The organism is Streptomyces genisteinicus (genome assembly GCF_014489615.1).
Lineage (GTDB): Bacteria > Actinomycetota > Actinomycetes > Streptomycetales > Streptomycetaceae > Streptomyces > Streptomyces genisteinicus.
This window is the reverse complement of the sequence record NZ_CP060825.1, coordinates 2,028,681-2,053,771: the sequence shown is the minus strand read 5'-3', so window position 1 is coordinate 2,053,771 and position 25,091 is coordinate 2,028,681. Positions and strand designations below refer to the sequence as shown.

Here is a 25,091-nt window from a genome sequence, read left to right as displayed (position 1 = left end):
GAAACGTCACCTCCGGTCACCGAAGCTAGGTATCGCACTTCCTGCCGAACAACACGAGGCTCCTCTCTTCACACATAAGGGTGGCCATCGGTCGATTCTCCTGAGCTCAGCGCACCGCGTGTGCTCGCCGAGCCCCGGGAGGGCGTCCCCGGACGTCCGCTCCCGCCGCCCGTCCCCGGCCGCAGGCCCCGGTCACCGGCCGGGCAGGTAGCCTTTCCCCCGTGCCCCGTCTGTCTGAAGTCATCGCCGCGCTCGACGCCCTCTGGCCCCCCGAGCGGGCCGAACAGTGGGACGCGGTCGGCACGGTCTGCGGCGACCCGGACGCCCGTGTCGCACGGGTCCTGTTCGCCGTCGACCCCGTGCAGGACGTCGTCGACGAGGCCGTGAGCCTCGGCGCCGACCTGCTGGTCACCCACCACCCCCTCTACCTGCGCGGCACCACCACGGTCGCCGCCGGGCACTTCAAGGGACGGGTCGTCCACACGCTCATCCGGAACGACATCGCGCTGCACGTCGCCCACACCAACGCCGACACCGCCGACCCGGGCGTCTCCGACGCCCTCGCCGGCGCGCTCGGCCTGCGGGTCGTCGGCCCCCTCGTCCCCGACCCCTCCGACACCGGCGGACGCCGCGGCCTCGGCCGCGTCTGCGAGGTCGACCCGCCGGAGACCCTGCGCGAGTTCGCGGCCCGGGCCGCGCGACGGCTGCCGCCGACCGCCCAGGGCATCCGCCTCGCCGGCGACCCGGACGCCACCGTGCGCACCGTCGCCGTCAGCGGCGGCTCCGGCGACAGCCTCTTCGACCAGGTGCGGGCCGCCGGCGTGGACGCCTTCCTCACCGCCGACCTGCGCCACCACCCCGCCTCCGAGGCGACACAGCACTCCCCGCTGGGACTGGTCGACGCCGCGCACTGGGCCACCGAGTGGCCCTGGTGCGAGCAGGCCGCCGCCCAGCTCGACGAGATCTCCGACCGGCACGGCTGGGACCTGCGGGTCCACGTCTCGAAGACCGTCACCGACCCCTGGTCCGCCCACCACGATTCCTCTGGAGCCCCCAACTGAACGCCGCGCCCGCCGACCAGATCCGACTCCTCGACGTACAGGCCCTGGACGTACGGCTCTCCCAGCTCGCCCACAAGCGGGCGTCGCTGCCCGAGCACGCCGAGATCGAGTCGCTGACCAAGGACCTCACGCAGCTGCGCGACCTGCTCGTCGCGGCGCAGACCGAGGAGAGCGACACCGCCCGCGAGCAGACCAAGGCCGAGCAGGACGTGGACCAGGTGCGCCAGCGCGCCACCCGCGACCAGCAGCGGCTGGACTCCGGCGCCGTCACCTCGCCCAAGGACCTGGAGAACCTCCAGCGCGAGATCGTCTCCCTCGCCAAGCGCCAGGGCGACCTCGAGGACATCGTCCTGGAGGTCATGGAGCGCCGGGAGTCCGCGCAGGAGCGCGTCACCGAACTGACCGGACGCGTCGCCTCCGTGCAGGGCAGGACCGACGAGGTCACCGCCCGCCGCGACGCCGCCCAGCAGGAGCTCGACGGCGAGGCCGCCTCGGTGACCAAGGAGCGCGGGGTCGTTGCTCAGTCCGTCCCGGCCGACCTGCTCAAGCTGTACGAGAAGCTGCGCGTCCAGCAGGGCGGCGTCGGCGCGGCCCGCCTCTTCCAGCGCCGCTGCGAAGGCTGCCGGCTGGAGCTGAACATCACCGAGCTCAACGACGTCCGCTCCGCCGCGCCGGACACCGTGCTCCGCTGCGAGAACTGCCGCCGCATCCTGGTCCGCACCTCCGAATCGGGCCTGTAGTGCGGGAGTTCGTCGTCGAGGCCGACGGCGGTTCCCGGGGCAACCCGGGGCCCGCCGGCTACGGCGCGGTGGTCCTCGACCCGGCCACGGGGGAGGCGCTCGCCGAGGCCGCCGAGTACATCGGCGTCGCGACGAACAACGTCGCCGAGTACCGGGGCCTGATCGCGGGCCTGCGGGAGGCCCGCCGGCTCGACCCGGACGCCACCGTCCGCGTACGGATGGACTCCAAGCTCGTCGTCGAGCAGATGTCGGGCCGCTGGAAGATCAAGCACCCCGACATGAAGCCGCTCGCGGCCGAGGCCGCCCGCGTCCTGCCCGCCTCCCAGGTCACCTACGAGTGGATCCCGCGCGAGCGCAACAAACACGCGGACCGGCTCGCGAACCAGGCGATGGACGCGGGGACGCGCTCCGGGGCGACGGGGTCCCCCGCGGGGCGTCCGGCCGGAGCGGACCGCGTCACGGCGGAGGGCTCCGGCGGATCGGGCACCGCCACCGCCACCGCCACCGCGGCCCGGACCGAGCCCGCCGCGCCCCCCGCCGGGTGGGGCTCCGCCGCCGACATGGGCACGCCCTCCACCTTCGTACTGCTGCGCCACGGGGAGACCGCACTCACCCCCGAGAAGCGCTTCTCCGGCAGCGGCGGCAGCGACCCCGTGCTGTCCCCGGCGGGCCGCCGCCAGGCCGACGCCGTCGCCGCGGCGCTCGCCGCACGCGGCACCGTCCAGACCGTCGTCACCTCCCCCCTGCGGCGCTGCCGCGAGACCGCGGAGACCGTGGCCGGACGCCTCGGGCTGCCCGTCAGCGTCGACGAAGGGCTCCGCGAGACGGACTTCGGCGCCTGGGAGGGACTCACCTTCGCCGAGGTGCGCGAGCGGTACGCGGACGACCTGGACGCCTGGCTCGCCTCCCCGAAGGCGGCGCCGACGGGCGGTGGCGAGTCCTTCGCGACGGTCGCCCGCCGCGTCGCCGCCGCCCGCGAGCGCCTGCTCGCCGCCCACCGGGGCCGCACGACGCTGCTCGTCACCCACGTGACCCCGATCAAGACCCTGGTCCGCCTCGCCCTCGGCGCGCCCCCGGAGGCGCTGTTCCGCATGGAGCTGTCGGCGGCGTCGCTGTCGGCGGTGGCGTATTACGCGGACGGGAACGCGTCACTGAGGCTGCTGAACGATACGTCGGCGCTGCGGTAGCCCCCCGCGGGGTGTCCTTGCCGGACGGGGGTGGTTCGGTGCGGGTGTGTGGGTGGCGCACCCCCGCTGCGCGCGGGTTGTCCTCAGACGCCGGACAGGCTTTGTTGCCCGGTCGGGCGTGATTCTCTTGTGCGGGCGGGGGTGGTGCACCCCCGCTCCGCGCGGGTGTCCTCAAGCGCCGGACGGGCTGATGTTGCCCGATCTGGGGCCGGACCGCGGAGCGGAGGTTGCGGGTCCCTCCGGAGGCTAGAGCGCCCGCTCGCCCCAATGGGACTGCCCCTAACTGGACGACCGTCGGGCGCTTACGCCTCCTGCGCGCCCCGTGTCCGCGGCGGACGCACCGGTCGGACGGGGGGAGGGAGCAGTTTCGACTGCGGGTGGGTGGGGCGCGCAGGGCGGCCGTCCGAGACCGGGACGCGGGACGAGGCCCACGGCGCCGATACGGGCGAGGACCGGGCCTGCCCGTACACCCCCAGCCCATCCGGCAAAGACCCCCGCCCCGGAGCCCACCCAGCCCGTCCGGCGATTGAGGACACGGCCGCAGGCCGTGCTGTGACCACCGGGCGCGGACGGAGAAGCGCCCCCCACACCGGCGGGCCGGTACGTTCCCCGGGGACACGGGGCGCGCAGGAGGCGTAAGCGCCCGACGGTCCTCAGGCTAGGGCAGGTCAAGTCTGGGGCGAGCGGGCGCTCTAGCCTCCGGAGGGACCCGCAACTCCCACTCCACGCACCGGACCAGCGCCGTGCAACCCAAGCCCGTCCGGCGCTTGAGGACACCCGCGCGGAGCGGGGGTGCACCACCCCCGCCCGCACAAAAGGAAACCCGCCCGACCAGGCAACAAGCCTGTCCGGCGCTTGAGGACAACCCGCGCGCAGCGGGGGTGCGGGGACACAACGACCCGCACCCAAGCAACCACCCCCGCCCGGCAAGGCCAAGGCCCCCCGCCCGGGAGGCCCCCCGCCCGGGAGGGCACACCTTACGACGAGGCGCGCGCCAGCTCCCTCACGCGCCCCCAGTCCTTCGTGGCGAGCGCGTCCGGCGGGAGGAGCCAGGAGCCGCCGACGCATGCCACGTTGGGCAGTGCCAGGTACGCGGGCGCGGTCGCCGGGGTGATGCCGCCCGTCGGGCAGAAGCGCGCCTGGGGGAGTGGCCCGGCCAGCGACTTCAGGTACGCCGTTCCGCCGGCCGCCTCCGCGGGGAAGAACTTCATCTCGGTGACGCCGCGTTCGAGGAGCGCGACGACCTCCGAGGCGGTGGAGACCCCCGGCAGGAACGGCAGCCCGGACGCGCGCATCGCGTCGAGCAGCGTGTCCGTCCAGCCGGGGCTGACGAGGAACCGCGCACCCGCGGCGGCCGCGTCCGCCACCGTCCGGGGCGAGATGACCGTGCCCGCGCCGACGACCGCCTCCGGCACCTCGTCCGCGATGGCCCGGATCGCGTCCAGCGCGGCGGGCGTCCGCAGGGTCACCTCGATCGCCGGCAGGCCGCCCGCGACCAGGGCGCGGGCGAGGGGGACGGCGTCGGCGGCGTCGTCGATCACGACGACGGGCAGGACCGGCGCGAGGCCGAGGACGGACGGGGCGGCGGGGGGCACGGTGCTCATGCCGCCATCCTGCCCGCCCGCCGCACCTGTCGCAACGCACGTTGCGCAGAGCGCAACGGGGTTGTCAGTGGATCTCCGTCACCACCACGTCCAGCGCCCAGGCCCGCCCCGCGGACGCCGGAGGCTGCGCCTCGACCACGTGCCCCAGGTCCCGCAGCACCTCCACCAGTGCCGCCGGGGTCCGCGGCGACGCCCCCGTCTCCAGCAGGCTCCGGACGATCCGTCCCTTGGTCGCCTTGTTGAAGTGACTCACCACAGAGCGCTTCTCCACCCCGTTCACGGTCTGGGAGTGCAGCACCCGCACCGTCGCCGTGCGTCCGGCCACCTCGCCCTTCGGCTTCCACGCCGCCGCGTACGCGGACGAGCGCAGGTCCAGCACCAGGCCACCGCCCGCCGCCTCCGGCATCACCGCCTCCATCGGCGCCCGCCAGTACGCGCCGAGCGCCCCCAGCCCCGGGAGCTTCACCCCCATCGAGCAGCGGTACGGCGGGATGCGGTCACCGATCCGTACCGCGCCCCACAGCCCCGAGAAGACCAGCAGCGACTGCCGGGCCCGCCGCCGAGCGGCGCTCTCCAGGGTGGCCAGGCCCAGCGCGTCGTACAGCACGCCCGTGTACAGCTCCCCTGCGGGCCGCGCGCCCGCCGTCCGCAGTTCGGCGTTCTTGGCGATCTCGCCGCGCAGCCCGTCGCTCAGACCCAGCACCTCCTGCGCCTTGCCGGTGTCCCCGGCACACAGCTCCACCAGCTCGTGCAGCACGGCGGCCCGCGCGTCCGCGAGCCCCGGCAGGGACAGCGACTCCGGCTTCAGCGGGGCTCCGCGCCCGGCAGGGGCCTTGCCTTCCGACGGCGGCAACAGCACGAGCACGGTGCTTCTCCTTCATGACGTACGGGGGAGGGGGTGCGGCCCCGCCCGCAAGCCTACAAAGGGCCGGGAGGCCCGAAATGCCACCCTCCCGGCCCCGGCATACGCTCGGTCCATGCCCCGACGCCCCCTGCATCTGACCGGCGCGGTCGAGGCCGCCCTGCGCACCGCGCTGCGCGAGGTGCGCACCATGCCTGGCGTCCCGGGCCCGTTCCCGGCCGAGGTGCTGGCGGCGGCGGACGACGCCGCGGCAGCGCCGCGGCTCCCGGAGCTCGACGCCACGGACGTCCCCTTCCTCACGATCGACCCGCCGGGCTCCACCGACCTGGACCAGGCGATGCACCTGGCCCGCCGCGGCCACGGCTTCCGCGTCCTGTACGCGATCGCCGACGTCGCCGCGTTCGTCGCGCCCGGGGGACCGCTCGACACCGAGGCGCACGGCAGGGTGCAGACCCTGTACTTCCCCGACGGCCGGGTGCCCCTGCACCCGCCGGCCCTCTCCGAGGGCGCGGCCAGCCTGCTGCCGGGCCAGACGGCGCCGGCCCTGCTGTGGCGGATCGACCTGGACGGCGACGGGCGCGCGGTCGCCACCGAGGTGCGCCGCGCCCTGGTCCGCAGCCGGGCCCGGCTCGACTACGCGGGTGTGCAGCGGCAGATCGACACGGACACCGCCGAGGAGCCCCTGGCGCTGCTGCGGGAGATCGGCCGGCTGCGGGAGGCGCTGGAGGCGGAGCGCGGCGGCATCTCCCTCGACGTGCCCGAGCAGGAGATCCACGAACGCGGCGGGGGGTTCGTCCCCGCCTATCGCGCCCCGCTGCCCGCGGAGGGCTGGAACGCGCAGATCTCGCTGCTCACCGGTATGGCGGCGGCCGACATCATGGTGGCGTCGGGCACCGGCATCCTGCGCACCCTGCCCACGGCACCGGACGGCGCGGTTGCCCGGCTGCGCCGCTCGGCGGCGGCCCTGCGGATCGAGTGGCCGCACCACGTCTCGTACGCGGCGCTCGTCCGCTCCCTCGACCCGGGTGAACCGCGCCACGCGGCCTTCCTCCGGGAGTGCACGACGCTGCTGAGGGGCGCCGGGTACTCCGTGTTCACGGGCGGCGAGCTGCCCTCGCCCTCCGTTCACGCGGCGGTCGCCGACGAGTACACCCACTGCACGGCCCCGCTGCGCCGGCTCGTGGACCGTTATGCGGGCGAGCTGTGCGTGGCGGCCGTGGCCGGGCAGGAACCGCCCGAGTGGGCGACGGCGGCACTGGAGGCCCTGCCCCGGGAGATGGCGGAGGGCGCGCGCCGTGCGAACGCGGTGGAACGCGCCTGTGTCGACATCGTCGAGGCGGCCGTGCTCAGGGACCGGGTCGGCGAGGAGTTCGACGGGGTGGTGGTGGACGTGAAGGAGAAGGAACCCGACGTCGGCACCGTGCAGTTGGAGGACCCGGCGGTGGTCGCCCGGATCGAGGGCGACGGTTCCCCGCTGCCGCTGGGGGAGCGGCTGCGGGTCCGGCTCACCCGCGCGGAGCCGGCCGCGGCGACGGTGGTGTTCGCTCCCGCGTAGCCGTGGCGGTCGTCCCCGTCCCCGTCCCCGTGGCCGTGGCAGGCGTGGTCGCGGGGCCGCCCCGTGCGTCGACCGCCGCGCGGACGGCCGCGTACAGCGCCTTCGGGTCGTCGGCGTGGAAGCGCACGGTCCGCACGGTGCGGGGGCGGCCGAGGAAGCCGGTGGCGAAGGTCCTCGGCTCGGTGAGGTCCAGGGTGATCGACGTCTGCGAGCCGATCGGCAGGTCCAGCACCTCGTCGTGCTTTTCGTGCGTGAACAGCGTCTCCCGGCGGACGGACGCGATCAGACCGAGGGGTATCCGCAGGTCCAGGTGCGCGCCCTGGCGCAGCCGCAGGGTCGCCGCGTCCAGCACGTGCGGACGGGTCACTGCCGCGGCGTGCAGCCCGAGGACGAACAGCACGGTGTACACGTCGAGGACGAGGACCACCGCGTGCAGGGTGGGGAAGTCGCGCAGCAGGACGGAGAGGGCCACCGTCTCCACGACGGCGACGAAGCCGAAGCCGAACATCAGCGCCGCCTGGTCGCGGGCGTGTCCGAAGGCCGTCGCGCCCTCGCCCACACCGTCGCGCCTCCCCAGCGGCCACCTCACGAGGCTGCGCATCAGCCGCAGCTCGTGGACGGCCAGGCGCAGGACGAGCGGCGGCACCAGTCGCTCCACCGCCTGGCGGCGGGTGAGCCCGGACCTGCGCAGCCGGACGAAGACGGTCGCGGCGCCCGCGACCAGCAGCACGATCCCCGCCTCGACGGCGAGCAGCAGCCATCCGGGCACCCGGGCGCCGGTGACCAGGCAGAGGACCAGGGCGAGTTCGGCCGGCAGTACGGCGTATCCGGCGGCCCGCAGCACACCGATCGCACGCCGGGGCACGGCTCCGCTCCCCTGCCGGGGCGCGCCTCCGGCGTCGTGCTGGGGCTCGGCTCCGATTCCGCGCCGGGTCACCGCGCACGCTCCCGCAGCAGGTGCAGCGCGCGGCGGACGACGGCCGACTGGGCGGGCGAGAGGTCGGAGAGGAAGCCGTCGAGACGGGCCTCCTCCGCCGCGTCCGGCTCCCCGATCCGCGCGGCGAGCTCGTCCGGCAGGCTGTCCGAGAGCACCCGCGCCAGCTCCTCGACCCGGGGGTCGTCGGCCCGCGCCCCCGCGAGTTCGTCCATCCGCCCGTACAGCTCGTAGGCGCGCTCCATGCCGCCCGGCGTCCGCGCCAGGTGCGTGACGGTGCTCATCATGGCCTCCCGCTCCTCCTCGGGCACCACCGTGTCGAGCAGTGCCAGCATCTCCCGGTCCACGGCCGCCATCGCCGGCTCCGGACCCGGCAGGGCGGCGGACGTCTCGTCCATCGCGGCGAACAGATCGGCCACCCACGGGGATACGGGCCCCTCCGCGGGGAGCCGCCCCGCGCGGGCCCGCTCCAGCAGGTCCGCTAGGCGTTCCCGGCGGGCCCGGATCCGGGCCTCCTGACGCCCGAGGTCGGCGTCCAGCTCCTCCAGGACCTCGACGAGGTCCCGCCCGGCGTCCTCGGCGAGCACGTCCCGCACCTCGTCCAGCCCCACCCCCAGCTCGGTGAGCCGCCGGATCCGCGCCAGCAGCACGGCGTCCCGCGCGGTGTAGTCCCGGTAGCCGTTGGCCAGCCGCACGGGCTCGGGAAGCAGCCCGAGGTGGTGGTAGTGCCGCACGGCGCGGGTGCTGACGCCCACGAGGGCGGCGATCTCTCCGATGCGCATGACCCCAGTAGAAACGTTGACGCCGCGACAAGGTCAAGGCGCGGCGGTGGCGGGCCCGGAAGCCCGGGCATCGCCTTGATCATGTGCCACGATCGAGGGAACGACCCCCCATCCCCGGGACCGCGGGAGCAGCGATGTCCGATCATGACGGCCGACCGAGGGAGGAGCGCGACATGACTGCCATGCCGCACGAACCGCTCACGCAGGAGGACGTCCTGCTGGAGGGCTTCCTGGCGCTGGACACGCCGGAGGGCTTCCGAGCGGAGCTGATCGAGGGGGAGATCGTCGTGACACCGCCGCCGGACGGGGACCACGAGGACTGCATCAGCCATATCGTGCGGCAGGTGATCAGGGCATCTCGGACGGACATGGACTTCTCCGGGAACAAGGGCCTCCGGCTGCGGACCGGCCCCGGATGCACCCGGAACCACGTGATCCCCGACGCCACCTTCGCTCCACGGGAACTGCGCCTGTTCCGGGGCGCGGAATCGTGGATGCCCTCCGACGGCGTCGCCATGGTGGTCGAGGTCACCTCGACCCGTCCGCACGCCGACCGGGAGGCCAAGCGCCGCTGCTACGCGGGGGCCGGGATCCCGCTGTACCTGCTGGTGGACCGGGACGCCTCCTCCGTCACGCTCCTCTCGGACCCCGGGAACGGCGACTACCGGCAGCTGTGCACCCTCCCCTTCGGCAAGCCGCTGCCACTGCCCGAGCCGTTCGGCTTCGAACTGGAGACGTCCGACCTGGTCTGACGCTGCGGGTAGCATGTCTCCCACGGCAGACGAGCCGGGCGGGCGGCCGCGTGGGATCCCGGAAGGGGTCTCCCGAGGAACGTCCGGGCTCCACAGGGCAGGGTGGTGGCTAACGGCCACCCGGGGTGACCCGCGGGACAGTGCCACAGAGAACAGACCGCCGGGGACCTCGGTCCTCGGTAAGGGTGAAACGGTGGTGTAAGAGACCACCAGCGCCTGAGGCGACTCAGGCGGCTAGGTAAACCCCACCCGGAGCAAGGTCAAGAGGGAGCACTCCTTCGCAAGAGGGGGTGCTCCTGCGCGGACGTTCGAGGGCTGCCCGCCCGAGTCCGCGGGTAGACCGCACGAGGCCGGCGGCAACGCCGGTCCTAGATGGATGGCCGTCGCCCCGACGACCGCGAGGTCCCGGGGAACAGAACCCGGCGTACAGCCCGACTCGTCTGTCGTCACTTTCCGCTGTGTCTTGGAGGGCCTCTGGCCGGCCTCGGAGGCACTTTCCGGTCTTTCGGGGGCCTGCCGCGTCAGGTGGCGGGAAGTCCCTCGGAAGCTCCTCGGACAGCACGGTGAGTACCTGAAGAATCCCCAGCGATGATCTTGACAGGGGATGGCTGGCAGGTTGGATGCCGAGCGGGGATGGCCATGGCCGCGTTGTCTCGACAGCCTGGACATGAGCCTCCATCTCCGCGGCATTGCACATGTCCCGCGACTGCAACGGCCTCCGGACGCCAGTCAGGCGGACCGTAACAGGGCGTCGAGCATCTTCTCCAGTAGGCCGTTGTCCGCGTTGAAGCTGGCCACCGATGCGGCGATGTTCTCCTCTCGGTCCATGTCCTGCCAGGAGATGGCGTAGCCGGCTTCACGGGTGAGCTGGGCGAGGAAGGCGCGCTGGGTGCGGCCGTTGCCTTCCCGGAAGGGGTGGATGGCGTTCATGTCGCCGTACAGGTCGGCCAGGGCTCGGACGAACTCCGGGCGGGCCAAGCCTTGCAGGTGGTCGTTGTCGGCGAGCTTGCGGAACACGCCCTGCGCGTAGGAGACGATGTGGATCGACGGGCAGAACGATGTGCCCTTGGAGATCTCAATGGTGCGCAGCTCGCCGGCCCACGGGTACACGCTGCCGAAGATCTGCCGGTGGAAGGCTTTCAGGTGTGCGAGGTCGTAGCTGCCGAGCAACGGCTCGGCATCGAGAATGGCGAGTTCCACCGCGGCGATGTCCGCTTCGGCCTCGGAAAGCTCGTTTGCGTTGCTGATGCCGAGACTGTTTCGGAGGGTGCCGTTGGGCTCACTGTAGGGGTCGGTCACTCAGCGGCCTTACGGGTGTAGCGGGCGAGGGTGCGGGCGCGCAAGGCTGCGGCGTCGAGTTCTCCGCGTGCGTAGGCGTCGAGGTCGGCGGTGGTGTCTGCGGTGACGCGCAGCCCCTCGGCCTCGGTGGAGCCGATGGCGGAGGCGGCCGCCGCTTGGCGACGTCGCGCTTGCTCGTTCAGTTCGCGTCGCTGGTAGTCCTTCATGGATGCAACGTCCACGCGGCGATGGGTGCCGACCATACGGAACTCGATCAAGCCCTTGTCGAGCAGTTTGACCAAGTGCGGCCGGGAGACGCCGAGGGCCTTTGCTGCCTGGATGGTGGACAGCTCCGTACTCTTGGCGACTACCTCGACCGCGCGGCCGGAGGTAATGAGCGCCATGGTCTCCATGAGGACCGCCAGGGCTTCACGTGGCACCTCCATGGTGACCTTGCCCGCTTCGGCGACGGTGATGTGGAACGTCTCGGCGCCGCTGGTGAGGGCATCACGCAGGCATGGCACGGCCTCCTCGACGCTGCGTTTGCGCTGCTCCTTCCGCGTCCGCTGCGCCTGGGTCCCACGCAGTGCCGGCGGGTTCTCCAAGGGGCGTTTGCGCAGAACCTTCTTCCGAGTGCGGGAGGTCTCGATCTCGGAGCTGAAGGCCGCCGTACCGCCGCCGGTGGGGTGCTTCTTCTGCTTGGCCGACTTCTGGTCCTGGTGGGTCACGGGCATAGGTGCGTCCCCAGCTTCGAGTGGCTATTACCACCCTCGATCATATGAAACAAGTGAACCAAGTGCAATATGTGCAACTACTTGAGGGGTGCGTGAACGCCGCCCCCGCCGCCCCGGCGTCAGGACTGCCCGGAAGCGGCCTCGTAGCCCGAGCGGCGAACCGACGGGAAGCGTTCGTCGGACAGCTCCTGGCGGACGAGGCCCTTCGGCTCTGGCGCGAGGGCGCTGTGCAGCAGCGAAGCAGTGGCTGCCAGGAGATCGACGTCCGTGAGGTCGGGCGCTGTTCGATGTGCGTGACAGCCCCGTTGCCGTGTGCGGAGTTCGGCCCACACGGTCTTGCCCGGCGCCGCCGCGCGACGGCTGACGCCCCAGTCGTCCGCAAGCGCGGCGACGAGGTGCAGGCCGCGCCCGGACTCGGACGAGGAGTCGGGTGCCGGGGGAGTGGCCGGCGGCAGCTCGTCGGTCCGGGTGTCGGTCACCTCGATGCGGAAGGTGCCGGTGGTCAGCGTGAGCCGGACATGGAAGTCGCGCCCGGGGACGTGTCCGTGCCGTACGGCGTTGGCGGTGAGTTCCGCCGCGATGAGCGTGAACGCCTCGTTGACCGGAGTCGTCCAGGGGTGGCCCCAGTCGTCGAGCCGGTGCGAGACGAGCCGGCGGGCGAGGCGGGCGCCCCGGGGCGTCGAGGTGAAGCGCATGGAGAACTCGCGCTCGGCTGCCGGGGGTTGGGGCAGGTGCCCGTTCGGGGGAGTCGCTGACTTCATGGGGTCAACGCTCGCGGACTCTGCGTAGCGTTGACCAGGAGCGTTGCGCTGACGGGTACGGGCTGTACGCGGGGGCGGGGGGCTTGTGTGCGGTGAGGGGCGTGACGGTCTCCGCTGCGGCACGTTGGATCGGATCCGGTGGGCGTTGCGGGACGTACGGGAGGAGCTGGCGCGTGGACGACGAGGTTCAGCAGCCGGAGAACGAGGTCGGGACGGGCATGCTGTCGGTGTTCGGACGGCAGTTGAAGCTGTTCCGGGAGCGGGCGGGCATGGACCGTGCCCGGTTCGGTTCGCTGACGGGGTACTCGGCTTCGACGATCGCCGCGTTCGAGCAGGGGAGACGCATTCCGCCGCCGAGGTTCATCGACCAGGCGGACGAAGCGCTCGGGGCGGGGGGTGTGCTGTGCGCGAGCAAGGAGGAGGTGGCTCGGGCGCAGTATCCGGCGTTCTTCCGCGACGCGGCGAAGCTGGAGGCCGAGGCGGTCGAGCTGCACGTGTACGACACGCATGTGGTCAACGGGCTGTTGCAGACGGAGAACTACACCCGTGCCCTGATGGGGATGCGCCGCCCGCTGCTGGACGAGGCCACCATCGAACAGCGCGTTGCCGCGCGTCTCGCGAGACAGGAGATCTTCGACAGGTGGCCCTCGCCATTGCTGAGCTTCGTGATGGAGGAGCCTGTCATTCGCCGGCCGCTCGGCGGGGAACAGGTGTGGCGTGGGCAGCTCGAACAACTCCTGCTGCTCGGCCAGAAGCGCAATGTCGAGCTTCAGGTGATGCCGCTCGAACGCGAGGACAATGCAGGCGTGGACGGCGCGTTCACCCTGCTGATGCCGAGGCAGGGAACACCGGTCGGATACCTGGAGGTTCAAGGCCGGAGCACGCTTGTCACGGAGCGGGAAGCGCTCCATGCGCTGTCGGCGCGCTATGGGATCATCCGAGCACAGGCTCTCACTCCGAGGGAGTCCCTTGCCTTCGTCGAGAAGCTGTTGGGAGAGAGATGAACGCTGATACGAAGCGCGGTTCTGAGCGTCACCTCGTGTGGGTGAAGAGCAGCTACAGCGGTGCTGAGGGCGGCCAGTGCGTCGAGGTGGCCACCCGCCCCGGCACCGTCCACGTCCGCGACTCCAAGGACGTGAGCCGCGCCCCCTTGGCCATGACCCCCACGGCCTGGGCCGCGTTCGTCGACTTCGCGGCGCACTGATGGGCAGGGTTCTCGACGGGCCAGTGCTCGTCGAGAATCCGCTGTTCCTGTCCGGCTCCCGCATGGTTCATCGCTCCGCGGTGCTCCTCGTAACTGATTCGATCGAACTCGGTCACCAGAGAAGTGGACCTACTGTAGGTTCCTGCTATGAATCAGGGTGAGGCGGGCGAGAACCCCGAATCGCGTTTCTCCGCAGTGCTGGTGGGGGCGGCCAGGCTGCCCGGTGTGCGAATCCACCGTGAGACGTATCTGCGGAAGGCGCTGTCCCGCTACTGCACCGAGGACGAGATCAGCAGAGCGGTTGCGGAGACCCCCGCGGCAGCGGGCATCTCCCTCGACGTGCTCGACAAGGCGGCCAACGACTCCATCCGCTACGAGACCGCCAAGGCCAGCGCCCTCTCCGCCGCTGCCGGCCTGCCCGGTGTCTTCGCCCTCCCCGCCACCGTGCCCGCCGACATGGCGCAGTACTTCGGCCACATGCTGCGTATCTCGCAGAAGCTGGCGTACCTCTACAGCTGGCCCGACCTGTTCTCCGACGGCGACGATGTCGACGATGCGACCAAGGCCGTGCTCACGCTGTTCTTCGGTGTGATGTTCGGTACCCAGTCGGCCAATGCCGCCGTCGGGAGGGTCGCCGGGCTGATGGCAGAACAGGTCGCCAAGAAGCTGCCGCAGAAGGCGCTGACCCAAGGGGTCGTGTACCCCATCGTGAAGAAGGTCGCGGCGTACATCGGTGTGGAGATGTCGAAGCAGACGTTCGCGAAGAGCGTCTCGAAGGCCATCCCCGTGGTCGGGGCGGCCCTGTCCGGCGGGCTGACGTTCGCGACCTATCGCCCCATGGCCAAGCGGCTGCAGAAGCACCTCGCCAGCCTGGAACTGACGAAGCCGGCGCACCGCGTCCCGGACGGGCAAGCCGCGGACGGCCGTGAGGATTCCGCTCCCGTTCCTCCCGGGCAACGCGGTGCGGACGCCACTGCCTCCCCCGTACGGGAGGAGGCGCAGGGCTGATGCCCCAGTCCGCCCGGACGGGGGCGGGGCGGCCGACGAGGCCGATGAGCCCGTCACTCCGGCGCGGTGATCTCCCGGCCCGAGGACTCGCCCGTCTCTCGCCCTGGTGATCACCGGCAGTCGCGCGAGCCCTCCGGCACGCTGGTCACCTGCGGCGGTGCCAGGTCGGCGATCTCCCGGTCGAAGAACGCGGGGAACCTCACGCCGCGTTCGTACAGTGCGTCGAATCCCGTGTTCGTCTCCCGGATCAGCGACCGGTCGTCGTAACGCCTCGCCCCGTCCGCGTTTCCCTCGGCGTCGTACACGACCTCGTACATCACCTCGTCGCCGAGGACGACGACCTCCGGGACGGGCCGGGTCCGCTCGATGTCCGTGATGGCGCGGGCGTCGAGAACCCTGATGTCGTCGCCCACGTCCACTCGCACCCGCAGGACGTGCAGTTCCCACTGCACGTACGGGGTGACCGGGAACTCGACGACCCGGAGCCGACGGTGCCGGACGCCCGACCGGGACGCCTCGGCAAGTTCCTGCGCGTACTCCTCGCGCCGCTCGTCGGCGAGGACCAGTGCCCGCTCCCAGTCGCCGGCGGCGAACGCCTCCCAGCTCGGAAAGCCGCGCTCCCGGAAGTGCTGGCCGCGCTCCAGCTTGTTGAGGAAGCCGATCCCGCCGCCGGAGTAGATCCGGCCGAGATCGGCGTGGTACGCGGGCCGGTCCAGACGGACGGAGTCGCCGCCCGCGAAGGAGTCAAACACCCGGGATGTCCGGCTTCGCCGCGACGAGCATGTTCCGGGGGATGACGACAAGGCGTTCGTCCGATCCGATCGAGACCCCGTCGGGCAGGTTCCTGCCGAGTGATTCGGTGAGGTCGCGGCCGATGACGGCGATGTCGCCGTTGTCGAGTTCCCAGATGTCGGGGCAGTCGGGAGTCCCCGTGGTGTTCCCGAGTTCCTGGGGCGACTTTCCCAGACGGCGCTTGAAGCCGGTGTCCGGATCCGCTTCCCATGGCCTGGACAATCCCATCGCCCCCTCGATCGGTCGGGTGACTCACTGTAGCCTTCGGCACGACGACCTGACCAGGCGTCAGGCCACCGTCCACGGGGCACGAGCGAGGGCTGATCTCACCATGTCCCGCAACGCCCGGAGGCGAACCGGCGTTGATCGTCACGACGGTCACACGCACACCTGACGGGTGACGGTGTCCGGCCCGGCCGGCCGGAACGGCTGAACGGAGGGGTGACCGTGGAACCGGAAGTGGCCCTGCTCGCGCAGAGCGCCGGAACGACCGTCGTCGCGTTGATGGCGACCGATGCCTGGCAGCACCTGCGGGACGGCATCACCCGCCTCTGGCGCCGTGCGCAGCCCGAGCGGGCAGACACCGTCGCCGCCGAGCTGGAGGCCGGACGCGAGGACGTGCTGGCTGCCGTCGCCGCGGACGACCGGCAGACCCTGGACGAACTGCGCCTCCAGTGGCAGGGAGCGGTCAGGCGGCTGCTCGTCGCTCATCCCTCCGCAGTCCAGGAGCTGCGCGCCCTGCTGGACCATCTCGACCCGGAGGGCTCGGCCGCCCGGCAGATCACCCAGCACGCCACCGCGTCCGGTCAGGGCAGGGTCTACCAGGCGGGACGTGACCAGCACATCACCGAGCGATGACGGGCGGCACGGACGGTCACGCCGAGGACCACGGGCGCGTCTACCAGTCGCGGGGCGACCAGCACATCACCGAGCACCACCACTACGGGGGCGGCCAGCCCGAACGCGGCGGACCGGACTCGGTGCGCCGCCCGGCGGTCGGCCGGTGCCCCGTCGCGCTGCGCGACCGCAGCGAGGTGATGGAACGCCTGCGGGCGAGCGTCGGATCGGAACGCGGCGGCCAGGTCTACGTGCTGCACGGGATGGGCGGGTCGGGCAAGACGGCGGTCGCCTGCGCCCTGTTCGACGAGGTCACCCGCGCGCCGGGCCGGGTGGGGCTGTGGGTCAACGCCGCCGACCGCGTGAGCCTGCGCGCCGGCATGCTCGCCGTCGCCGCCGACCGGGGTGCGGGCGACGGCGAACTCCTTGCCGCGCGCAACGGGCTGCGTCCCGCCGCCGATCTCGTCTGGAACCACCTCGACCGCTCAGCCGAACCCTGGCTGCTCGTCCTGGACAACACCGACGAGCCGGAGATCCTGCGGGACGGGGACTGGCTGCGCAGCAGCCCGCGCGGCACCGTCCTGGTGACCACCCGGCGTGCCGGGCCCCGCTGGTGGCCGGGCGCCGAACTGCAGCACATCGGCGTCCTGCCCCGCGAGGACGCCGCCCTCGTGCTGCGCGACCTCGCACCGCACAGCGGAACAGCGGAACAGGCGGCGCGGGTCGCGGACCGGCTCGGACGCCTGCCTCTCGCCCTCACGCTGGCGGGCGGCTTCCTCTCCCACCAGGTCATCGACCCCTGGACGCTCGACGCCTACGGCGACCGGCTCGAAGGAGACGAAGGCGTCCGGCTCATCGACCGCGGAGCCGAGACACTGTCCGGGGCCGATCCCCGCCAACTGGTCCGGCTGACCTGGCAGCTCACCCTCGACGCCTTCGACGCGCGCGGCCTGAAGGAGGCGCCGGCCCTGCTCAGGCTGCTGGCCCGGTTCGCCGCCGAGCCGCTGCCCCTGGCCCTGCTCAACCACCCCGGTGTCGGCGCCGTGCTGCCCCGTGCCCGCACCGAGACCGCCCTGCGCGCCCTCCTCGACCAGTCGCTCTCCGAGCTGGTCGACGCAGCCGGCACGCGGTGCGTCCAGAGCCACGGCATCCTGCTCGACAGCGTCGCCGCCGCCACCACCGCCGACCTGGTCCCCGCCCTCGACACCGCGGCGGTCCGGCTGCTCGACGCCGCCGTGCCCGCCGTACCCGACGCCGGGCCGCACGATGCGCGCCTGCGCGTGCTCGTCCCGCACGCGCTGGCCCTGCTGCGCCGCACCGGAGCGCCGTCCGCGGCCGACGCCCTGTCCGTCGCGGCGCGGCTGGCGGTCGCCCTGCACCGGACCGGGGACTACGTCTCCGCCCGCGAGACCGCCCGCACCGCGGCGGACCTCGGACAGCGGCTCCTCGGCGCGGAGCACCGGGCGGTGCTCGCGGCACGCTCCCGAGCCGGACGGGCACTGTTCCGGCTGGGCCGGTACACCGAAGCCGAAGGACTGCTCCGTACGGTCCGGGAGGCTCAAGGGCGTCTGTTCGGCGCCGACGACCCCGACACCACGGACACCGGCTACGGCCTCCAGCTCGTGCTGGCGAACCTCGGCCGGCGCGAGGAAGCCGTCGCCCTGCTCCGCGAGACCGTGGGCGGACGGCGCTCCGCACTCGGCCCCGCGCATCCGCTCACGCTGCGGGCCCGCGCCAGTCTGCTGGAGATGCTGCCGGCCGCCGAGGTCGTCACCGAGGAAGGCGGCGCACTGCTCGCCCTGCCGTCGGAATGCGAGCGGCACCTCGGCCCCGACCACACCGTGACCCTGGGCGCCCGGCACAATCACGCGTGGGCGCTGTACCTGCTGGGTCGCCACGAGGAGGCGGACAGCGGTATCGCGTCCGTCACCGACGCGTATGTACGGCGCTTCGGACCCGAGTACCCGGTCGTGCTCGCCGCCCGGCAGCTCCTCTCGCGGACCAGGGCCGCGCTCGGACACCGGGAGGAGGCCATCGCGCTCATGACCGACGTCGTCGAGCGGCGCGCCCGCGGCCTCGGCTCCGAGCACCCGTTCACGGTCGCGGGCCGGAACCTGCTGGACGCCCACCGGTCGGGACGGCGCGGGCCGTAGCACCGGTGACGGGGAGCGGACGTGCCGCCTGTCCGGTGGGGGTGCTCGGACCCGTTGCGCGGAGCCCGCTGCCTCCCGATCGCCCCCGACTCCCTCTCCCCGCAGGCCCGTTGGCACGAGGTGCCCGGCACAATGGGGTCGGTGGGCAGACAGCGTGGGGTGCAGGTGCTCGCCGCCGGGGCGTTCGTCGTGGCGGTGGCCGGGTTCGGGGCGACGGAGTATCTGAACGGGTCCGGGCCCGAGGTCGCTCCGCCGTCGCCGTACGCGTCCCCGGGGCCGTCGCCGGACTGCTCGGTGCCCGGGGCGGATCCCGTGCGCTGCGCCGTGGGCGGCGAGTGCCCCGAGCCGGGCGCGGCCCCGCCGGTGCCGGCGGTGTCCCCGTCGTCGGCGGCGGGCGAGGGGTGGGCCACGGACCGGCTGTCCCAGACCTACTGCGCGGTGCTGGTCACGGAGGCGGAGCCGGCCGGGCCCTGAGCGTCACGGTCCGTCCCCGGGCCGGTACGGGACGTGCGGCGTCTGACACGGCGCGGCGGGGGTAGGCGCGCTGTCGATGCAGGGCCCGGTCACCGGGGGGCCCGCCGGACGCCTACAGGTGGAGCTGTGACGAGTACATGTGACGCACCGAGATCCGCGGGCGAGGCCGCGGCCTCCCTCGACGAGCGCAAGCGGCGGATGCGGCGGCGGCTGGAGCGGCTGCTCGGGATCGCCGCGACGGAGGGGAACGCGCTGCTGCCGCTGCGCAACGGGGACGAGATCTTCGCCGCGATGCTGGACAGCATCCGCGCGGCGGAGCACACCATCGACATGATGACGTTCGTGTACTGGCGCGGGGACATCGCCCGGCAGTTCGCCGAGGCTCTCGCCGACCGCGCCGGCGCCGGAGTGCGGGTCCGGCTGCTGCTGGACGGCTTCGGCAGCCGCCTCATCGAGCCGGACCTGCTCGACCTGATGGACCGGTCCGGGGTCGAGGTGGCCTGGTTCCGCAAGCCGCTGTACCTCTCGCCGCTCAAGCAGAACCACCGCTGCCACCGCAAGGTGCTGGTGGTGGACGAGTCGGTGGCCTACACCGGCGGTGTGGGCATCGCCGAGGAGTGGTGCGGGGACGCACGGAACGAGAACGAGTGGCGGGACACCCATGTGCAGGTCCGCGGCCCGGCCGTGGACGGCATCGCGGCCGCGTTCTCGCAGAACTGGGCGGAGTGCCACGACTGCCTCTTCGACGAGCGCGACCGCTTCGTCACCCACGACACGCAGGGCGACGCGGTCGTCCAGGTCGTCCGCGGCTCGGCGAGCTTCGGCTGGCAGGACATGCAGACGCTGATACGCGTCATGCTCGAATCCGCCCAGGAGCGCTTCCGGCTCGCCACCGCCTACTTCGCCCCCGACCAGTACTTCGTCGATCTGCTGTGCGCGACGGCCCGGCGCGGCGTCGAGGTGGAGATCCTGCTGCCCGGCCCGCACACCGACAAGCGGGTCTGCCAGCTCGCCGGTCAGAACCACTACGAGGAACTGCTCGCCTGCGGTGTGCGCATCCACCAGTACCAGCCGACGATGATGCACGCCAAGGTCATCACGGTGGACCGGATCGCGGCCCTGACCGGCTCCACCAACTTCAACCGGCGCTCCCTCGACCACGACGAGGAGGTCATGCTCGCGGTGCTCGACGAGGAGTTCACCGCCGCGCTCGACCGCCACTTCGACGAGGACCTGGAGGTCAGCGAGTTGATGGTGCCGGGGCGCTGGAAGCGGCGCCCGGTCGGCCAGCGTCTGGCCGAACTGTCGGTGGCCCCGATCCGGCGCTTCCTGTGACGTCGGGGGCTGCCGCCTCTCCGGTGGCTTCGGTGGTTTCGGGGACCGCGTGCGCCTCGGTTGTTTCCGCGGTCCTGGTTGCCCCAGGCGCCTTCCCGGGCCGGCGGGGCCCGTCGGGGCGCCCGGGCGCGGGAGAGTGCACCGCGCACACGTGAACGGCTCCGAGCAGGGCAGACGGTCAGTCAAGTGATCATCACGGCGCCCCGCGGGGCGTCCGACCTGGGGGGTGACCGCCGCGTATGACCGTACCCATCCGCCGGCCGCAGCCGGTGACGCGACGAGGGGCCTTCAGCCTGCGCCAGACGGTGCTGTTCTTCGGGCTGATCGCGACCGCGCTGGGCGGGGCCGCGCTCGTGCTCAAGGTGACGGCCGGCGCGCTCGCGGAGAACCCGGGGGCGGCGGCCGCCGGGGCGGGCGGCCTGGCCGCCGCGGCGCTGTGGCTGCGCAAGGCGCGCCGCCGCCGCGCGGCCGCCCGCCTCGCCGGGGCGCTCGTCGAGACCGCGCACCGGGTCGCCGAGGCTCCCGTGCACGACGCCAGCCGGCAGCCGCCGCCCGTCCGCCCCGCAGAGGAGTACGGCCCCGGCCCGGAGCCGTTCGAGGCCGCCGAGCCGGGCGGCCCGGAGCCGTTCGGGATCGGCGACGTCAGCGGCCCGGAGCCGTTCGAGGCCGCCTGCGCCGAGGGCCCGGAGCCGTTCGAGGCCGGTGACTACGCGGCGATGGACGCGTACGCCTTCGAGGAGGCCGTGGCCGCCCTGTGCGAGCGGGACGGCTGCACCGGCGTGGAGGTGGTGGGCGGCGCGAACGATCTCGGGGCGGACGTCCTCGCCACCGCGCCCGACGGGCGGCGCGTCGTCGTCCAGTGCAAGCGCTACGGGCCAGTGAACAAGGTCGGTTCGCAGGAGATGCAGCGCTTCGGGGGGACATGCTTCGCGGTGCACGGGGCGGAGGTCGCGGTGGTCGTGACCACGGGAGAGTTCACCGGGCCCGCCGCCGACTACGCCGCGCAGTGCGGCATCAGATGCGTGGACCACGCGCGCCTGGTCGCCTGGACCGAGGGCTCCGGCCCCGCGCCCTGGGACGACGGCTGGACGGAGGGCTCCGGCCTCGTACTCGCGGACGAGGGCGAGGACGAGGGCGTGCTCCGGCCGTAGCGCGCGGCCTCGCCCGGCCGGGGCGGCCGGCGACCGCCTCAGGCCGGGACGGCCCCCAGGTCGTACCGCTCCTTGACCAGTTCCAGGTGCACCCAGCTCTCCACCGCCCGGACCCCGTCGAGTGCGCGTACGGCGTCGAGCGTGGCCCGGACCGCGCCGAGCGACTCCGCGGAGACGGTGCCCACGAGTTCGGCACGCCCCAGGCAGGCCGAGAGGAACGACACCCGCTCCCAGCCGGACAGCTCCGCCGCGACCGGAGCGCGCTCGCCGGTGAGGCGGACGGCGAAGCCGCACAGGTAGCCGAGGCCCAGCACCTCGGGGCGTACCAGCGCGAGGACCTTGACCACCCCGCCGTCCAGCAGGCGCAGCGCGCGGGACCGGGTGGCGCCGGGGGAGAGGCCGACGCGGTCGGCGAGCTCGGCGAACGGCAGCCGCCCGTCCTGCTCCAGTTCGGCGAGGATCCGCCGGTCCGTGTCGTCCAGGTCGTCCGCCGACGGGCTCCGGGTCAGCAGGTACGGGTCCTTGAGCTGCTCGGTGGCGACGAGCGGGTCGAGCGCCGCGACGCCGGGGAGCGCCCGCACCCGCGCGATCGCCCGGTCCAGCGCCTCGAACCCCTCGGTGCGGAGTTCGGCCATCACGGCGTGACGCCCGGCGGTCAGGGAGACGAACGGGGCCTCCGGCATCGCCGCGATCCGGCGGGCGACCGTCTCGGCCGGTCCGTCGGTGCCGACCGACAGATGGGCGGACGCCGTGAGGCCGCGCACCTCGGGGTGGACGACGGCGACGACCCGTACCGCGCCCGATGCGAGCAGCCGCTGGACGCGGGCGCGCGTCGCCGGCCGGGACAGGCCCACCCTGCGCGCGAGCGTCTCGTAGGCGAGCCGGCCGTCGGTCTGCAGTTCGCGGACGACGGCCAGGTCGATGCGGTCCAGATCCACCTGGGCGATCCCCTCGGGTCGGCGGCCCGGTCCACGCGCGGCCGCGTCCGGGTCCGGTCCATTCTCGGCCACCCGGCAGGGGCGGGACGCCGAAGGTGACGGGCGTCACGCGCGTACGCCTCGATCGAGAATGGACAATCCTTCGGAGTGAATCGTAAGTTCACCTTGTCAGTGACGGACGAATCATCTGTCGAGGAGCGCATGAGTCAGCCCATCGCCGTGTTCACGGACACCGACGACCTCGATCCGGAGCCCGGTGCACGGCTGCTCGCCGACGCCGGTTTCGAGGTCCGGGTGGCCGGCAGCCGCGACCCGGACGTCATCGCGGCCGCCGCCGACGGCGCCGTCGCGCTGATCGTCGGCTACGCCCGCGTGGACGCCGCGCTGCTCGACCGGCTGCCCCGGCTGCGCATCGTCGCCACCATGTCCGCGGGCCACGACATGGTCGACACCGCAGAGGCGCGCCGCCGCGGCCTGTGGGTGGCCAACCTGCCCGACGCCGCCACCGAGGACGTCGCCGTCCACGCCCTGGCGAGCGCCCTCTCCCTGGTGCGGCGCCTCCCGCAGGCGGACGCGGTCGTCAGGGCGGGCGGCTGGAGCGAGGAGTTCGCCGCGGCGGAGCTCCCGCGCCGGGCGAGCGACCTCACCCTCGGACTCGTCGGCCTCGGCCGGATCGCGCGCCGGTTCGCCGCCCTCGCCGCCCCCGTCTTCGGCCGGGTCGCGGCGTACGACCCGCACGCCGACCCCGCCGGCTGGCCCGACGGCGTCGAGCGCCACGACGACCTCGGCGCGCTCGCCGCCGCCTGCGACGTCCTCTCCCCGCACGTACCGCTCACCCCGGCGACCCGCGGGCTCGTGGACGCCGGACTGCTCGCGCGGATGCGCCCCGGGGCCTTCCTCGTGAACGTCTCCCGCGGCGAACTCGTCGACACGGAGGCCCTGCTGGACGCCCTCGGCTCCGGCCGGCTCACCGGCGCCGCCCTGGACGTCCTCCCCGTCGAACCGCCGCCGGCCGACGACCCGCTGCGCCGCCACCCGCGCGTCCAGCTGTCCCCGCACAGCGCCTACCTGAGCGACACCTCGCGCCGCGCCTACGTGTGCGGCCCCGCCGAGAACGTCGTCGCCTGGCACCGCACCGGCCGCCCCCTGACCCCGGTCGCCGAGCCGGACCGGGCGGCCGCAGCCGCACCCGCCACCGCAGCCGCCACCGCACCCACCGAAGGGGCCGTCGCATGACCGCCGCACCCGTGACCGCCGCACCCGTGTCCGCCGGCGCGTCCGCCGTGGACGCCGCCGCCGAGGAGCTGCGGCTGCGGCGCGAACTCGCCGCCGTCTACCGGCTGGTGGCGCACTTCCGGATGACCGACCTGATCTTCACCCACATCTCGCTGCGGCTGCCCGGTCCCGACCACCACTTCCTCATCAACCCCTACGGGCTGCTCTTCGAGGAGATCACCGCGTCGAACCTGGTCAGGATCGACCTGGACGGCAACGCGGTCGAGCCCTCCCCGTACCCGGTCAACCCGGCCGGCTTCGTCATCCACAGCGCCGTCCACGCGGCCCGCCCGGACGCCCACTGCGTGCTCCACACCCACACGAAGGCGGGCTGCGCGGTCGCCGCCCAGCAGGGCGGACTGCTGCCGCTGAACCAGATGTCGATGGAGTTCCACAACCGGGTGGGCTACCACGACTACGAGGGCGTCGCCCTGAACCTCGACGAACAGGCCCGTCTCGTCGCCGACATCGGCGGCCATCCCGCGCTGATCCTGCGCAACCACGGTCTGCTGACGGTCGGGGAGAGCGCGGCGCAGGCCTTCCTGCGGATGTACTACCTGGAGAGGGCGTGCGAGATCCAGGTGACCGCCCAGGCCGGGGGCGCGGCGCTGGTGGTGCCTCCGGAGGAGGTGTGCGAGTACACCGCGCAGCAGCTCGCGGGCGAGGCGGCCGCCGACTTCCAGGACGACGACGCCTACGACCTCGCCTGGGCGGCGATGCTGCGACTGCTGGACCGCATCGCGCCCGACTACAAGGACTGACAGGACTGACAGGGCTGACAACGACCGACCCGCCCGGCCGGCTCGCCCGGCGGGAACCGCCTGCCCCGCCGGGACCGGTTCCGGCGGGGCAGGCGCACCGGTCGCCCGCCGGGGCGACGGTGTGCCGCCGGCCGGGCCGGCCGGTGCGGCGGTCAGCCCCGGCCGATGTACGGCATGGTCGTCGCCATCACCGTCGCGAACTGCACATTGGCCTCCAGCGGCAGCTCCGCCATGTGCCGCACGGTCCGGGCCACGTCGCCCGCGTCCATCACCGGCTCCGCCGCCAGCTCGCCGTTCGCCTGGCGGACGCCCGCCTCCATGGCGCGGGTCATCTCGGTGGCCGCGTTGCCGATGTCGATCTGGCCGCAGGCGATCCCGTACGGCCGCCCGTCCAGGGAGATCGACTTGGTCAGCCCGGTCAGCGCGTGCTTGGTGGCCGTGTACGGGGCCGAGTCCGGCCTGGGCGCGTGCGCCGAGACCGACCCGTTGTTGATGATCCGCCCGCCCTGCGGGTCCTGGTCCCGCATCTGCCGGAACGCCGCCTGCGCGCACAGGAACGCTCCGGTCAGGTTCACGTCCACGACCTTGCGCCAGGCCCCGACGGGGAGGTCGGCGAAGCCGACGCCGCCGGGCCCGAAGGTGCCCGCGTTGTTGAACAGCAGGTCCACCCGGCCCCAGCGGTCGCGCACGGCGGCGAACAGGGCGGCCACCGCGTCCGGTTCGGTCACGTCGGCGGGGACGCACAGAATGTCCGCCGACGGACCGGCCAGCGCGGCCGTCTCCTCCAGGGCTCCCGCCCGCCGCCCCGCCAGGGCGACGGCCCAGCCGGCGCCCGCCAGTTCCCGCGCCACGCTCCGGCCGATGCCCGAGCCCGCTCCCGTCACCACCGCGATCCTGCGCACGTCGTCCATGG

The 25,091-nt window shown here is 73.2% G+C and carries 26 protein-coding genes and 1 other RNA gene; 16 read left to right on the top strand and 11 right to left on the bottom strand.

From position 1 onward, the window contains the following. The first annotated feature begins 221 nt into the window (after positions 1 to 221). The 3 genes from IAG43_RS08995 to IAG43_RS08985 are packed head-to-tail and all read left to right on the top strand — an operon-like array spanning position 222 to position 2,988. Entirely contained in the window at positions 222 to 1,061 is an 840-nt protein-coding gene (locus tag IAG43_RS08995) for a Nif3-like dinuclear metal center hexameric protein (RefSeq protein ID WP_187740229.1), read from the top strand. Continuing rightward, positions 1,058 to 1,801, top strand: a complete 744-nt coding sequence (locus tag IAG43_RS08990; RefSeq protein WP_187744365.1) for a zinc ribbon domain-containing protein — start codon at positions 1,058 to 1,060, stop codon at positions 1,799 to 1,801. The genes IAG43_RS08995 and IAG43_RS08990 overlap by 4 nt, the downstream gene beginning before the upstream one ends. After that, positions 1,801 to 2,988 (top strand): bifunctional RNase H/acid phosphatase, encoded by a 1,188-nt coding sequence (locus IAG43_RS08985; RefSeq protein WP_187740228.1) that lies wholly within the window; start codon positions 1,801 to 1,803, stop codon positions 2,986 to 2,988. The genes IAG43_RS08990 and IAG43_RS08985 overlap by 1 nt, the downstream gene beginning before the upstream one ends. 977 nt (positions 2,989 to 3,965) lie before the next feature. Here the strand turns inward: IAG43_RS08985 and eda are convergent. Together eda and yaaA are read right to left on the bottom strand one after the other, a co-directional pair. Next, entirely contained in the window at positions 3,966 to 4,592 is a 627-nt protein-coding gene (eda, locus tag IAG43_RS08980; RefSeq protein ID WP_187740227.1) for a bifunctional 4-hydroxy-2-oxoglutarate aldolase/2-dehydro-3-deoxy-phosphogluconate aldolase, read from the bottom strand. Positions 4,593 to 4,656: 64 nt separating this feature from the next. After that, complete coding sequence (gene yaaA / locus IAG43_RS08975) at positions 4,657 to 5,457, bottom strand: peroxide stress protein YaaA (RefSeq protein ID WP_187740226.1); 801 nt, start codon at positions 5,455 to 5,457, stop codon at positions 4,657 to 4,659. Between the two features lie 112 nt (positions 5,458 to 5,569). On the opposite strand from yaaA, the gene IAG43_RS08970 reads away from it, so the two are divergent. Beyond that, positions 5,570 to 7,009, top strand: coding sequence for an RNB domain-containing ribonuclease (locus IAG43_RS08970; RefSeq protein WP_187740225.1), 1,440 nt, complete (start codon positions 5,570 to 5,572; stop codon positions 7,007 to 7,009). Here the strand turns inward: IAG43_RS08970 and IAG43_RS08965 are convergent. Then, a complete protein-coding gene (locus IAG43_RS08965; protein WP_246574179.1) occupies positions 6,960 to 7,874 on the bottom strand; it encodes a hypothetical protein in 915 nt (304 codons plus the stop codon). The two genes, IAG43_RS08970 and IAG43_RS08965, sit on opposite strands and share 50 nt — an antisense overlap. 68 nt (positions 7,875 to 7,942) lie before the next feature. Next, on the bottom strand, positions 7,943 to 8,725 hold the full coding sequence (locus tag IAG43_RS08960; protein ID WP_187740224.1) for a MerR family transcriptional regulator: 783 nt from the start codon (positions 8,723 to 8,725) through the stop codon (positions 7,943 to 7,945). A 173-nt stretch (positions 8,726 to 8,898) separates the two neighbouring features. Here IAG43_RS08960 and IAG43_RS08955 point away from each other — a divergent pair, with 173 nt between their 5' ends. Next, positions 8,899 to 9,477, top strand: a complete 579-nt coding sequence (locus IAG43_RS08955) for a Uma2 family endonuclease (protein WP_187740223.1) — start codon at positions 8,899 to 8,901, stop codon at positions 9,475 to 9,477. Between the two features lie 30 nt (positions 9,478 to 9,507). Beyond that, positions 9,508 to 9,920: RNase P RNA component class A (gene rnpB / locus IAG43_RS08950), an RNA gene on the top strand. 286 nt (positions 9,921 to 10,206) lie between these two features. Here the strand turns inward: rnpB and IAG43_RS08945 are convergent. The 3 genes from IAG43_RS08945 to IAG43_RS08935 all read right to left on the bottom strand — a co-directional run bounded on the left by IAG43_RS08945 (position 10,207) and on the right by IAG43_RS08935 (position 12,250). Beyond that, positions 10,207 to 10,776: a Fic/DOC family protein gene (locus IAG43_RS08945; protein ID WP_187740222.1), complete on the bottom strand. Its 570-nt coding sequence runs from the start codon at positions 10,774 to 10,776 to the stop codon at positions 10,207 to 10,209. Next, positions 10,773 to 11,483 carry an antitoxin VbhA family protein gene (locus IAG43_RS08940; protein ID WP_187740221.1) on the bottom strand — a complete coding sequence of 237 codons (711 nt, stop codon included), beginning with the start codon at positions 11,481 to 11,483 and terminating at the stop codon, positions 10,773 to 10,775. Before IAG43_RS08940 ends, IAG43_RS08945 begins: the two co-directional genes overlap by 4 nt. A gap of 125 nt (positions 11,484 to 11,608) precedes the next feature. Next, positions 11,609 to 12,250, bottom strand: a complete 642-nt coding sequence (locus tag IAG43_RS08935) for an ATP-binding protein (protein ID WP_246574177.1) — start codon at positions 12,248 to 12,250, stop codon at positions 11,609 to 11,611. Between the two features lie 173 nt (positions 12,251 to 12,423). Here IAG43_RS08935 and IAG43_RS08930 point away from each other — a divergent pair, with 173 nt between their 5' ends. The 3 genes from IAG43_RS08930 (at position 12,424) to IAG43_RS08920 (ending at position 14,462) form a co-directional block, all read left to right on the top strand. Further along, the gene (locus tag IAG43_RS08930) at positions 12,424 to 13,254 is read left to right on the top strand and encodes a helix-turn-helix domain-containing protein (RefSeq protein ID WP_187740220.1); all 831 of its coding nucleotides are present in this window, start codon (positions 12,424 to 12,426) and stop codon (positions 13,252 to 13,254) included. Continuing rightward, positions 13,251 to 13,454 (top strand): DUF397 domain-containing protein, encoded by a 204-nt coding sequence (locus IAG43_RS08925; protein ID WP_187740219.1) that lies wholly within the window; start codon positions 13,251 to 13,253, stop codon positions 13,452 to 13,454. The genes IAG43_RS08930 and IAG43_RS08925 overlap by 4 nt, the downstream gene beginning before the upstream one ends. A gap of 147 nt (positions 13,455 to 13,601) precedes the next feature. Continuing rightward, the gene (locus tag IAG43_RS08920) at positions 13,602 to 14,462 is read left to right on the top strand and encodes a hypothetical protein (protein ID WP_246574176.1); all 861 of its coding nucleotides are present in this window, start codon (positions 13,602 to 13,604) and stop codon (positions 14,460 to 14,462) included. Between the two features lie 110 nt (positions 14,463 to 14,572). Here the strand turns inward: IAG43_RS08920 and IAG43_RS08915 are convergent, their stop codons facing one another. Continuing rightward, positions 14,573 to 15,214: a DUF6879 family protein gene (locus tag IAG43_RS08915; protein WP_187740218.1), complete on the bottom strand. Its 642-nt coding sequence runs from the start codon at positions 15,212 to 15,214 to the stop codon at positions 14,573 to 14,575. Next, the gene (locus IAG43_RS08910; protein ID WP_187744363.1) at positions 15,207 to 15,476 is read right to left on the bottom strand and encodes a hypothetical protein; all 270 of its coding nucleotides are present in this window, start codon (positions 15,474 to 15,476) and stop codon (positions 15,207 to 15,209) included. Before IAG43_RS08910 ends, IAG43_RS08915 begins: the two co-directional genes overlap by 8 nt. A gap of 225 nt (positions 15,477 to 15,701) precedes the next feature. On the opposite strand from IAG43_RS08910, the gene IAG43_RS08905 reads away from it, so the two are divergent. The 5 genes from IAG43_RS08905 to IAG43_RS08885 all read left to right on the top strand — a co-directional run bounded on the left by IAG43_RS08905 (position 15,702) and on the right by IAG43_RS08885 (position 21,204). Continuing rightward, the gene (locus IAG43_RS08905; RefSeq protein ID WP_187740217.1) at positions 15,702 to 16,112 is read left to right on the top strand and encodes a hypothetical protein; all 411 of its coding nucleotides are present in this window, start codon (positions 15,702 to 15,704) and stop codon (positions 16,110 to 16,112) included. After that, complete coding sequence (locus IAG43_RS08900) at positions 16,109 to 18,244, top strand: tetratricopeptide repeat protein (RefSeq protein WP_187740216.1); 2,136 nt, start codon at positions 16,109 to 16,111, stop codon at positions 18,242 to 18,244. The genes IAG43_RS08905 and IAG43_RS08900 overlap by 4 nt, the downstream gene beginning before the upstream one ends. A 141-nt stretch (positions 18,245 to 18,385) precedes the next feature. Continuing rightward, positions 18,386 to 18,718, top strand: coding sequence for a hypothetical protein (locus IAG43_RS08895; RefSeq protein ID WP_187740215.1), 333 nt, complete (start codon positions 18,386 to 18,388; stop codon positions 18,716 to 18,718). Between the two features lie 198 nt (positions 18,719 to 18,916). Continuing rightward, positions 18,917 to 20,053, top strand: a complete 1,137-nt coding sequence (locus IAG43_RS08890) for a phospholipase D-like domain-containing protein (RefSeq protein WP_187744362.1) — start codon at positions 18,917 to 18,919, stop codon at positions 20,051 to 20,053. A gap of 239 nt (positions 20,054 to 20,292) precedes the next feature. Then, entirely contained in the window at positions 20,293 to 21,204 is a 912-nt protein-coding gene (locus IAG43_RS08885; protein ID WP_187740214.1) for a restriction endonuclease, read from the top strand. A gap of 38 nt (positions 21,205 to 21,242) precedes the next feature. Here the strand turns inward: IAG43_RS08885 and IAG43_RS08880 are convergent, their stop codons facing one another. After that, positions 21,243 to 22,142 carry an Lrp/AsnC family transcriptional regulator gene (locus tag IAG43_RS08880; protein ID WP_187740213.1) on the bottom strand — a complete coding sequence of 300 codons (900 nt, stop codon included), beginning with the start codon at positions 22,140 to 22,142 and terminating at the stop codon, positions 21,243 to 21,245. A gap of 201 nt (positions 22,143 to 22,343) precedes the next feature. On the opposite strand from IAG43_RS08880, the gene IAG43_RS08875 reads away from it, so the two are divergent. Continuing rightward, entirely contained in the window at positions 22,344 to 23,378 is a 1,035-nt protein-coding gene (locus IAG43_RS08875; protein WP_187740212.1) for a C-terminal binding protein, read from the top strand. Next, on the top strand, positions 23,375 to 24,178 hold the full coding sequence (locus IAG43_RS08870; RefSeq protein ID WP_246574174.1) for a class II aldolase/adducin family protein: 804 nt from the start codon (positions 23,375 to 23,377) through the stop codon (positions 24,176 to 24,178). The genes IAG43_RS08875 and IAG43_RS08870 overlap by 4 nt, the downstream gene beginning before the upstream one ends. Before the next feature lie 152 nt (positions 24,179 to 24,330). Here the strand turns inward: IAG43_RS08870 and IAG43_RS08865 are convergent, their stop codons facing one another. Next, a complete protein-coding gene (locus IAG43_RS08865; protein WP_187740211.1) occupies positions 24,331 to 25,089 on the bottom strand; it encodes an SDR family oxidoreductase in 759 nt (252 codons plus the stop codon). Positions 25,090 to 25,091: the final 2 nt, after the last annotated feature.